Origin of the sequence: Chitinophaga pinensis DSM 2588 (assembly GCF_000024005.1) — a bacterium.
GTDB classification, from domain to species: Bacteria; Bacteroidota; Bacteroidia; order Chitinophagales; family Chitinophagaceae; genus Chitinophaga; species Chitinophaga pinensis.
Window position 1 is genome coordinate 8,057,411 of the sequence record NC_013132.1, and the last position, 11,231, is coordinate 8,068,641.

Annotated in this window: 7 protein-coding genes; 6 read left to right on the forward strand and 1 reads right to left on the reverse strand. The window is 45.2% G+C overall.

Annotated features, from left to right (window positions below; translation table 11 throughout):
- Positions 1–2 precede the first annotated feature (2 nt).
- From CPIN_RS31725 to CPIN_RS37275, 5 genes are all read left to right on the forward strand, one after another.
- Complete coding sequence (locus CPIN_RS31725; protein WP_012793983.1) at positions 3–812, forward strand: hypothetical protein; 810 nt, start codon at positions 3–5, stop codon at positions 810–812.
- Between the two features lie 70 nt (positions 813–882).
- Positions 883–2,736 (forward strand): type VI secretion system Vgr family protein, encoded by a 1,854-nt coding sequence (locus CPIN_RS31730; protein ID WP_012793984.1) that lies wholly within the window; start codon positions 883–885, stop codon positions 2,734–2,736.
- Positions 2,737–2,745: 9 nt separating this feature from the next.
- Positions 2,746–4,116 (forward strand): hypothetical protein, encoded by a 1,371-nt coding sequence (locus CPIN_RS31735; RefSeq protein ID WP_012793985.1) that lies wholly within the window; start codon positions 2,746–2,748, stop codon positions 4,114–4,116.
- Positions 4,117–4,136: 20 nt separating this feature from the next.
- Complete coding sequence (locus CPIN_RS31740) at positions 4,137–8,243, forward strand: DUF6531 domain-containing protein (RefSeq protein WP_012793986.1); 4,107 nt, start codon at positions 4,137–4,139, stop codon at positions 8,241–8,243.
- Between the two features lie 10 nt (positions 8,244–8,253).
- The gene (locus tag CPIN_RS37275) at positions 8,254–9,180 is read left to right on the forward strand and encodes a hypothetical protein (protein ID WP_012793987.1); all 927 of its coding nucleotides are present in this window, start codon (positions 8,254–8,256) and stop codon (positions 9,178–9,180) included.
- Between the two features lie 159 nt (positions 9,181–9,339).
- On the opposite strand, the gene CPIN_RS31750 is transcribed toward CPIN_RS37275, so the two are convergent.
- A complete protein-coding gene (locus CPIN_RS31750) occupies positions 9,340–10,200 on the reverse strand; it encodes a DUF1266 domain-containing protein (protein WP_012793988.1) in 861 nt (286 codons plus the stop codon).
- A gap of 348 nt (positions 10,201–10,548) precedes the next feature.
- On the opposite strand from CPIN_RS31750, the gene CPIN_RS31755 reads away from it, so the two are divergent.
- Positions 10,549–11,187 (forward strand): redoxin domain-containing protein, encoded by a 639-nt coding sequence (locus CPIN_RS31755; RefSeq protein WP_012793989.1) that lies wholly within the window; start codon positions 10,549–10,551, stop codon positions 11,185–11,187.
- The last annotated feature ends 44 nt before the right edge of the window (positions 11,188–11,231 follow it).

Consider the following 11,231-nt stretch of genomic DNA (forward strand, 5'->3'; position numbering starts at 1 on the left):
GTATGAAAATATGCTATCTGATATGTCTTTCACTATTCTACATCGCCACCGGCGTTTGTGCACAAAGCCAGACCGGTAAAGTGGCCGTGAAAGATGCCGTGTGGATGCCTAAGCAATACCTGGAAGCACGTAAAGCACATCCTCCGCAGGATACATTCTGGAAAACAGTCGACTTCACAAAATACCTCAGTCCGGTGAGTGCACTGCGCACCAGGACCATCAATCAGCAACAGGAAGTCAGCGTTTATACCTATGGTGCAGAAAATTTCCCCATCGCTGTAAAAGGGACAAATCACGCCGGACAACGAAAAGAATGGCTGCTGGATAAGCCTATTTTTACCGGTGGACAATCAACGTTATACGACAGTGTACATTTTAGTCTGATCTGCCATAATAACGATCCGCAGGATCTCTGGGTAGGTCTTTCCTATCCGGATGGCCGCAGAGATTCCATTCAGATGGGCGTCGTGCCTAAAGAAGAAAAAGATGCTCCCTTGTGGATGCATTCCAATAACTACCTCTCCTACTATTTCAAAGGCAAACAGTTTGACGTATACGATGATAAAGGCGCTTTACTGTACAATGATGTAGTAACTGACACAAACGGCATTATTAACGGATTACCCGGTTATAAATCCTGGAATATCACATCATCCAATATGTTCCAGGTTACAGCCGAGAAACAGGGAGCCACCAGTATCTCCAGTTTTAATGTCAGCTTCAAAGGAGAAAATATTGCGCTTCAACCACAACAGGTGGAAGGAGAACTGAACAGACCATTGTTACTAAAGGAAAAACATAATAAAAATTAAGGCGCCGGCAGCAGACGATCCCCTTTTATGATCCCTCGCTGCCAACGCTGCATTTTCAAATTTTTATATTATGGCACTGAATACAAGTACCTCATTCTCCATAGCCGGACAACAGTTTCAGACCTTCAATACGATCGAACTGAGACAGTATCTGGACGACCATCATGAGTTTGAAATATATGTGAGTTATGACTGGTTTGAAAAACTAGGCGGCGGCATCTCCGGCGCTGCGAATAAATTCCTGGGAGAAGAAATTGAAATCACCGTTGCTCCTGCCGAGCAATTACCTGGTGTGAAAGACCTGATCTTTAAAGGTATCGTTACAAATATCACCACAGGAAAAATGGGCGATGGCACACATGGACATTGTATCATCCGTGGACATAGCCCTAGTATACTGCTGGATGATGATCCGCATATTACTTTCTTCGAAAATAAATCAGTGTCTGATATCGTATCTGCCACGGTGAAGAGCTATCCGCCCAATGTGCTGAAAACAGCCATTAATCCGGAAACAAAAGAGACGCAGAAATATGTAGTACAGTACAAGGAAACTTCCTACGAATTCATCCGCCGGTTGTCAGAACGCCATGGAGAATGGTTCTTCTATGATGGTCAGCAACTGGTATTTGGCAAATATTCTCCGCAGAAAGCAGCATTGACCCACCAGGTAGATCTGCTGGAATTTAATATCGCCTTATCGGTAAAACCTAACAATGCCAAACTGAATGGCTACGATTACCGGCAGGACAAAGTGGTAGAAGATACCACACAGTCAAAAGAAACCGGTAAACTGAATGCTTATTCACAACACGCCAGTGATATCAGCAGTAAGCTATACAGCCGGGAAGGTTTGTATAAGATGAACTATCCGTTTAACAGCAGCGCTAAAGCACAACTGGATAAACTGACCACCTTACAGAAAAAGGGCAAACTCGCCAAGATGGTCACCATCAAAGGCAGCAGTACCAATCCTTCCTTCCGCATCGGCGATACTGTCAGCATCAAAGAATCCGCTATGGGTACAGAACAACACCATGGCGAATTTATGATCACCAATATCAGACACTACTGTGGGGCCAATGGCAGCTACCATAATATGTTTGAGGGTATTCCTGCAGATGTGGCCACCCCACATATCAACCTCGCAAATATTCCTTACACAGAACCACAATCGGCTATTGTCACTGAAAATAACGATCCGAAAGGACTCGGTCGTATACGTGTTCGTTTCCGCTGGATGCAACAGGGACAAACACCATGGATCAGAGTCGTATCCGCTTCAGGTGGCGGTGATAAAGGGATGTTCATCATGCCGGAAGTAGGGGAAGAAGTCATCACCGAATTTGAAGGCGGAAATCCGGAACAACCATTTGTCATCGGAGCCACATACAATGGCGGTGCTAAGAGCAGCTATGGTAATTCAGGGAATGACATGAAAGCCCTGAAGACCAGAAGTGGTAATACCATCCTTCTGAATGATGCAGCGGGTAGTATTACGGTAACGGATAAAAATGGCAGCAGCATGGCCATGGATGGCGCCGGTAATATCACGGTGAGTTCCCAGACATTGATCACAGTAAAAACTGAAGATCATATCGTGGTGGAAGCGCCGAATAAAATTGAGTTCAAATCCAAAGAAATTCACATCGTCGGTACAGAGAAAGTATTCATTGGTGAAGAGAATGCCAGCATCCTGGTAGATAATGCTGCCAACAATATTGAAAGCGGCGCGAAAACCATTACATCTGCGGCAGAATCGGCCAATACCGTTTCCAGTGGATCTAATCTCTATATCGACACCAAGAACTTCTACGCTGCAGGTGAAAATGTGGTGAATATTGACAGTAGCAAAGGCAACGTCAAAGTAAACGGAAAAGTGACCACGGATATCGTTGGCGGTATGCTGAACCTGAACTGTTAATTAATCACTATGAATGAACACAATCCTATAGCGCAACTGGTCAATAAGATACAGCAGCAATGGCGGGAGAAAACAACAGGGAAACCATCCCTGCGATTTGTACGGTTCATGATCAAACCGGAGGAAGCACGTGTCTATGAAGGTTTCTGCAAACTGGAATCTTCTGAACATGGAAGTCTGCCGGAAGTCTTTGTTACCCACCTCACTTCCTTTGAAGATGAAGATACGTTCAGCGCAGCCCTGATCAGGGACTGGCTGGATACCTACGATAAAAGTACCGAACTGCTGGCGCAATTGCAGCAGCAGGCGTCCTTTCAATGGGATCCGACTCCTTACAGAGAGGCGCTGAAAAAACAACAGGGTTACCAGATGGATGATACCCTGTTATCATTGCTGCAGAGCTTTAAACAGGCATTGCCACAGGAACGGAAAGAGCTGGTATTAGCATTGATCCCCCGGCAGGTCAGCAGTACCAAAGACATGAAGAACTGGATCAGTAACCTGCTCAAAAAAGGCATTCCCGCAGGGGTAAAATTACTGGCCATAGATCATGCAGGTGCTGATCACTTTGCCCTGCAGGACAGGTATTTTCCTGATATGCTGCTAAGCATCCATATTCCGATGGACCTGCATAGCGCCATCAAAAAACTATCTGCCGCCGGTAATCCCAATGACCCGGAAATCATGCTGCGCAAATGTGTATTTGAGATGGGCGCAGCCATGAAAGATAAGGATGTGAAACGCCTGCATCGCTGGGGCCAACAGGCACTGGATGCTACACAACGTAGTGGAAACAAAGGACTGTTTGCCACTGCACATATCATGTATGCAGGTATGCTGTTTCACTTTAAAAAAGACCCTAAAATACCGGAACTGCTGGAACGCGGACACCGTATATCCAAACAGGGTTTCCAACAGGGAGACGGCGCCTGTCTGCCGCTGATGGTTCAGTTCTACGGCTACCATGGCGCTTATGCACAGATACGCCGCCGCTTTACGGAAGCGATCAACTGGTTTATACAACAGGCCGAACTGGCTGAACAACATAAATTCTCACAACAGGCATTGAATGCCTGGTACCAGGCTGCTGAACTCTGCAGAAGGAAAGACAGCAGCCGCTATTATGATGTACTGGAAAAAGGCTATCTGGCTGGATGGCATCTGCCGGACGACGAAATCACTGCTTCCATCTACATCTATCTGTTGCGGGACTACTATGATTATGCACATGCAAACAGGAAACAAGATATCGTAAGGGACATAGACGAAAGAATGGGCCGCCTCTTCGGCGAAGACTGGAAAGCCGACGTAGACAATATCCGCAAGAAAAGAGAACCATTGATCCTGCCATTAGAAATGGAAGAACCCGAGGCATTATAGCCTCTCAAAAATAATTACATATGCTGGTCAGCAATAAACATTTCATCCCCGTCATCGGGCTTGATATCCACATTGTTATCCTGCTTGGATTTCCCATTCCACTGCCCCACCCCTACATCGGGTTCGTCATCGACCCCATGGATTACATTCCTTTTCTGGGTGCTACCACCAAAGTAAATCATGTACCCCGCGGTGTCAGCGATACCAGTGGCATCATTGTTATCCTCTTTCATATTCCCATGGGTGGTCCCTGGCTGCTGGCGCCAATGATCGGACATGATTCCGTTAACTTCTTTGGCAGCAAGACAGTAAAAGCAGAAGGCAGGCTATTAAGTCCGACAGGACATATGCTGATGACCTGTAACGATATCGGTATTCCACTGTCCTTACAGCCGGGAAAGAAACTGAAGCCCATCCCCAGCATGTATCTGCCTACCTCATTTTCTATTCCGCTTTCCTTCGGAAAACCAGTGATGGTGGGCGGACCATACATCCCCGACTGGGCAGGCGTACTCATGAACCTGATCACTTCCTTCGGATTTGGCGCACTGATGAAAGGCGTAGGGAAATTGGGCAAGAAAGCCGTTACTAAATTTAATCACGCATTAAAAGGAAAAATAGGCAGTAATAAACTCAGTAAAAACCTGTGTAAAATGGGTTTTGAACCGGTGGACCTGGTACAGGGTATTGTGGTCAATGAAGGCGTAGACTTTGAACTACCCGGCCCTATTCCCTTGAAATGGGAAAGATCCTGGAATAGTGATAGTCCGCATAAAGGCTTACTCGGACACGCCACACATCTGAGTTATGACATGCGCGTCGAAGAGTTTATACAGGAAGATGCCACCGTCGTATTACTTGGTGATGGCAGAAGTGCTGTCTTCGATCTGCTGATTGCTGTCGATAATAGTGATTATAACCGCCACGAGCGACTGACACTCAAACGGACAGACATTGATGAATACCAGTTATACAATCATGAAAACGGGTTGTATTATACCTTCCGGAAGACCTATGAAGGTGCACATCAATATCATCTGTCTGCCATCCATAATAAAGCACAGTTTATCATCAGCTTCCATTATAACCACCGGGGTAGTCTGGTACGGGTGATAGACAGCGTTGGCAGACACCTGCATGTCAGCAGTGATGCAGCAGGACGTATCACGGGTGTAAGCGTTCATCATCATGGACAGGAAAAACGCCTGATCTCCTATGGATATAATGATGAAGGTGACCTGATTGCCGTAACAGATGCATTAGAACAAACCATGCATATCACTTACGCCAATCACCTGATGATTAAAAAGACAGATCGTAACGGACAATCTTTTTACTGGGCGTATGATAAAAAACACCGCTGTATTCATACCTGGGGAGATGATGGTTTGCTGGAAGGTTATATCGAATATTACCCTGAAGACGGGTTTAATATTGTAACGAACTCACTCGATCAGCAAACGACCTATTACTACACGCCTGATTATGTCGTACACCAGATCAAAGACCCGCTGGGCCATTCCACGTTCACGGAGTATACACCTGACTTCGAAATATACAGAGAGATCAATGAAGAGGGCGATATGACAGGGTATAGTTATGATGAAGAGGGACGCGTGACAGCGGTCGTTTACCCTGATGCCAGTATTTCCACACATAGCTATGATGAAAATGGCTATATGGCAGTATCAACGGATGCCCAGGGCAATAGTACTTCTTATGTGTATTATCAGGATAATGGATTACTGCATTCGCTTACTTCCGCAGATGGTTCACTGGAATTATTTGAATACAATGAAAGAAACCTGCTCAGTAAAGTAACCGACTTCAGAGGCGGCACTACCTTGTTTGCCTATGATGAAGATTGTAACCTCACCACACTTACCTTACCGGAGGGAGGTACTACCAGCTGGGCTTATGATGCATGGGGACAGTGTATTAAAGCAGTGAACCCTTTAGAACAGGAACAACTGTTCCGTTACGACAAGCTGGGGCGCGTGATTGAAATACTGGCGGCTGACGGCAATCGTACCGAATTACAATATGATGCCTACGATGACGTCACCAGGATGACAGACAAACAACGGGATATCAGGTATACTTATACTCCCCTGGGTAGTCTGAAATCAAGAGAGGAAAACAATACCGCCGTTCGTTTCATCCATGACACGGAAGACCTGCTCTGTTCCATTATAAATGAGCACGGAGAGACATTCCGGTTCAGACGTGACATGCGCGGAGATATTATCGGAGAAACACGTTTTGACGGATTAAACAAACACTATAAGCGGGATGCAGCAGGAAAGCTGATACATTCGCATTATGACAGCGGAAAATATACCGATTATGAGTACAATGCGATCGGTTTGCTGACACGCATTGAACAAAGTGACGGTAGCTGGGAAATCTATAGCTATGACCGCAATGGTCATGTTACAGAAGCCACCAATGAAAACAGCAGCGTAAAATTTGTAAGAGATGCCCTGGGCAGGATTGTAGAAGAATGGCAGGACGGCCACCAGGTCATGAGTGTATATGACAAACAGGGCCGGCGTACCGCCATCAGCAGTGCCATTGGCGCGGATATTAAGGTACAAAGAGATCAGACGGGCTACCTGACCGGTATGCACGTGCAGACAGCTGGTAATATCAATCCCTGGGTCATGCACATTGAGCGTAACCTGATGGGCCTTGAGATTGAAAGAAACCTGCCAGGTGGCGTAAAAAGCAAACGTTCCTATCATCAGTCCGGACTGATCGCTACACACACCGTGAGCAGCGGCGCGAATATTACCCGTAGCCGGCATTATCGCTGGGATGTGAACGACAGACTTAAAAGTATTGTCAACGCCCTGGAAAGTGGCAATGGGATCAAATACGGGCATGATGATTTCGGCAACCTGGCCTGGGCGCAATATGAAGACGGACAGTTTGATTATCGCCTGCCTGATAAGACGGGCAATCTGTATAAAACCACAGAAAGAAAAGACCGGAAATACACCAGTGGTGGTCAGTTGAAGGAAACAGCCGATGCCAGGTATTCCTATGATGCGGAAGGAAACCTCACAGAAAAACTGATGCGTGACCTTTCCTTATGGAAATATGAGTGGTATGGTAATGGCATGTTGAAAAAAGTGATACGTCCGGACCGCCGCGAAGTACAGTTTGAATATGATGCTCTGGGAAGAAGGACGGCCAAGATATTCGGACAACAGATAACACGCTGGGTATGGAATGGCGGTAAACCTTTGCACGAATGGCATTATAATGTAGCGGAGCGCCCGGTGACGGTGATCGATGACACAGGCAATGTATACAGAGATCCTGAACCGGTACCTGTGGAAAACCTGACTACCTGGGTATTCGATCCTGAATCACATCTGTTGCTGGCAAAGATCTGTGGAGGCGTAAGTTATTCGATCATTACAGATCATATTGGGACTCCCTGTCAGGCATATGACGAAGAAGGAAACATTGTCTGGTCCTGTGAATTGGATATTTATGGAAAGGTACGTAAGTTAGCAGGGCCTATCGATTTCATACCGTTCCGTTATCAGGGACAGTATGAAGATGTAGAAACCGGACTCTATTACAACAGATACCGGTATTACAGCCCCGACGAAGGCATATATATCAGTCAGGACCCCTTAGCGCCGCTGGCTGGTTTACGGTTCTATAGTTATGTAACAGACCCGAATGCATGGGTTGATCTGTTGGGATTAGTGGCCGGCCCTGCCGGATTGCCCGATTCACCCGGTATTTATATTCTCACCAATGGTAAACAATCTTATGTAGGTAGTTCAGGTATTGGCGAGCAGGGTATGCGGTCGCGTATATCAGATCTGCGGCATGCGAATGCCCAGGATTTACTGGAGATGGACGGTACAAAAGTGCAGTATGTGAAAGTTGATCTTGGGGATTGTACAGACCCCAGCGAACGAAACAACATACTGAGGTATTATGAACAAAGGGAGTTTGATAAACAGGCGAAGAAAACCGGTATGACGATGCTGAATGATCCTAACAAACGGATACAGTCAGCCAAGAAAAAAGCGGCCGCAGAAGCACTTATTAAAAAATATAATGTAAAAGCATCTAAACGAAGAGTTACCGTTAAGTGTAAATAATCATTCACATATGGAAAAGAAAGAGAGCATCATCGTAACAAGAAAAAGCGACTACTTTACTTCGAAAAGAAAAGTCTATTGCATAGGCAGTAAGGAAAAAGCGGAGGTATATAAGGAAGACGGTGCTACTATCCTTTCGTGGACCCAGGCCCCTGATCCGGCTGAATATGACCAGATCAGCGAATTGAGGTTATTGCCCACTAAATCACAGTTGAGTAAACTCAAGTTTCCAGACTATGTGAAGGACCTGGAACATTTACATTTCCTCGAAATACCTTTACCTTTCCTGTCTGTTATCACACAAGATGACCTTCCCGGCGGACTGAAAGCGCTGACCATCAGCAATGACGGAGAACACGAAGAATGGGTTACTAAAAAGCTGCCTGAATGGCCAGGAATCGTATTACCTCACCTGAAGGCCCTCTTTTTCTTTAGCGCCTTTACATCCAAGGAACTGCCTTCATTGCTGAATATATCCCAGGAACATTTCCCCGCTTTGAAATACCTGGCTTGCAGGATGGACAAAAAAGGGAACATCCTGAAAGATATCGCTAAGTTTTCCACATTAGATCATCTGGAGGTTGAGTTTGCGTGGAATACAGATCTTATTGACCACATCAACAGCCCGTTAAAAGCATTGTCGATCATCGGTGCAGAGAAAAATTTCAATGTAAATGATCTCAGTAAGTTGCAAGAACTGCAAACAGTGTGGCTGAATGGTATTAAAGCACCGATTGATTGTACTGTATTTACCACCTTACCGGATTTGCTGGAAGTCAATGTGCTCAATTCTAAAAAAATAGAACATCCGGAAGCACTGCTGGATTGCAAAAAATTAAAGAGTTTATTTTTCCTCAATTGCGGGCAGCCATTTAAAAAAATCAAAGACCAGTTCCTGCCGGAAAACTTTGAGCAACTAAGGATTAAACATGCCTGATAACATATCAAGGATTGAAACAATACCCGCACCTGCTGTCAGCCGGAATGAACTATAAGAGAATACAACTATATAACATCGCGATGGCAAGCGAAGCACAAATAAAACGCCCGTTGCAGAAAAGCTGCAACGGGCGTTTGCTATAAGGTTACTTGTAATTTATTTCACCGGCATATAACTATAGATGCTGTACTTTCCTTCCAGCATACCTGTCACTTCTTCTTTAAATCTGGCATTATCAGCCTCTCCGCCACCCCAGAACTCACGGCCGAGCAGGAAGTCATTAAAATAGGCTTTCCAGTCGCTATAACGGGCCTGTGCTACCTGTGGCGCTTTCATCAGCCATGCCATTGCTTCGCCCCTGTTAAAATAACCTGCCTGGTAGGCTACGCATATATTATTAATATACCGCGCCAGGTCCCACGCCTTGATACCGGCACTGCTGAAGGAAGTATAATGATCTTTAATAAACTGTATACCTGCAAGGTCTTCCTTTGTCAGTTTGTATTTATTAAGATCGAGCGTATTCAGATCGGCAGATGCACCACCGTTTTCGTCCAGTACTTTACGATATTGGGCATATTGTGCCTGATGACCTTCATCCAGTAACCAGGTCAGGGATTTTTCCAGTCCGGCTACATTATGAATATCCCAGTACTCCGCCAGTGTAGCTTTCGCATCTTTTTCACCTGCAGCATCTCCCGGTTTAAAAGGGAAAATGAAATAACGGCTGTAGGCTGCCTGCATTTCTTTTGAGAAATCCGCTGTTCCCGGTTCACTCTTTACAGCTGGCTTGATCAGTCCATCGAAGGTATGGGTAGGCCCGCCATAACCATGTACAAAATAAACACCTGCCAGCATGAACGGATACAGTTCATCATTCTTAATGGTCACTGTTTCCGCAGCGGCTATTGTCTGTTCCTTTTTTTCCTCCTTACCGGCATTACTGCTGTCGCACCCCGCTGTGCTCAGGGCCAGGAGGCCGACAGCAGCGATGATTTTTGTATACATTCCTTTCATGTGGTATTTATTTAATAAACAAAGAAGCATCAAATATAGAACTTTTCAAATTTTATAAAATATCAGCTATGATAATCAACGACTTAATAAATACCCTACAAAACCTGTAGGGTATTAAGAAAATATCCCTATATTTGTGTTGTTAATAACAGGCAATCACATAAATAAATCAAGTTTATATGCCTAATGCTATCAAGAGAACGATTGAATGTACAATGACTGTAGCGCTGAACGTCTGTTGCTGCTGTAACTGATTCCCGGCTGGCCCTTCAAACCGGCAACGTTTCTAAAAATCATTACAACCATTCATTAATCACTGTCCACCAACCATCCCTTAAAACTTATTTTATGTCTAACAACATCAACAGATACGCAGATTTCTTCCCCGAATATGAACTTGAGTATGTGAAAAAGTCTTTCAAGGACAGAACCCCGGTCAGCCCTTTACATGCTGGCGACAGACTGCCTTCTTTTAACATCAACAGAAAAAATATCATTGCCACTTCCGATATATTAAAATCAGTGAATGGTGTACAGCCTGTAGAACAGTTGCTGGACCGTCCGCTGGTACTCGTTTTCCACTCTATCCACTGGAATGGTTACGGTGAAAAACTGCTGGAAGACCTGAAAGATATCTATGCAGATATCCGCGTAATGGGCGGACAGCTGTTACTGGTAACCGCAGAAGAAAAGAAATATTTTGACTATGCGACGGCCTCTTTGCAACTTCCTTTCGCCAGCATCTGGGATCAGCAGTTTCAGATAGCGCGTAAAGCAGGTAACTACTCCCCTTCTGATCCGATCTGGGACAGACTGTCCGGAGTAAATGAAGATGTGCCTACACCCGCTGTTTATGTACTGACACCATCACTGAAAATAGCTTACAGCTCAGTGGATCTGTACATGGAACAATCCCTGAACAAAAGAGATGTATTGTCCGCAGTATATGATGCGAGTCACCAGGATTCACACGGTATCGCGATCTAAAGATATTGAGCATATAAAATACGAAGGCCCGTTCCTCGTAAAGA

Coding starts and splice junctions, on each gene's coding strand:
- CPIN_RS31725 (WP_012793983.1), top strand. CDS start 3: ATGAAAATATGCTATCTGATATGTCTTTCACTATTCTACATCGCCACC.
- CPIN_RS31730 (WP_012793984.1), top strand. CDS start 883: ATGGCACTGAATACAAGTACCTCATTCTCCATAGCCGGACAACAGTTT.
- CPIN_RS31735 (WP_012793985.1), top strand. CDS start 2,746: ATGAATGAACACAATCCTATAGCGCAACTGGTCAATAAGATACAGCAG.
- CPIN_RS31740 (WP_012793986.1), top strand. CDS start 4,137: ATGCTGGTCAGCAATAAACATTTCATCCCCGTCATCGGGCTTGATATC.
- CPIN_RS37275 (WP_012793987.1), top strand. CDS start 8,254: ATGGAAAAGAAAGAGAGCATCATCGTAACAAGAAAAAGCGACTACTTT.
- CPIN_RS31750 (WP_012793988.1), bottom strand. CDS start 10,200: ATGAAAGGAATGTATACAAAAATCATCGCTGCTGTCGGCCTCCTGGCC.
- CPIN_RS31755 (WP_012793989.1), top strand. CDS start 10,549: ATGTCTAACAACATCAACAGATACGCAGATTTCTTCCCCGAATATGAA.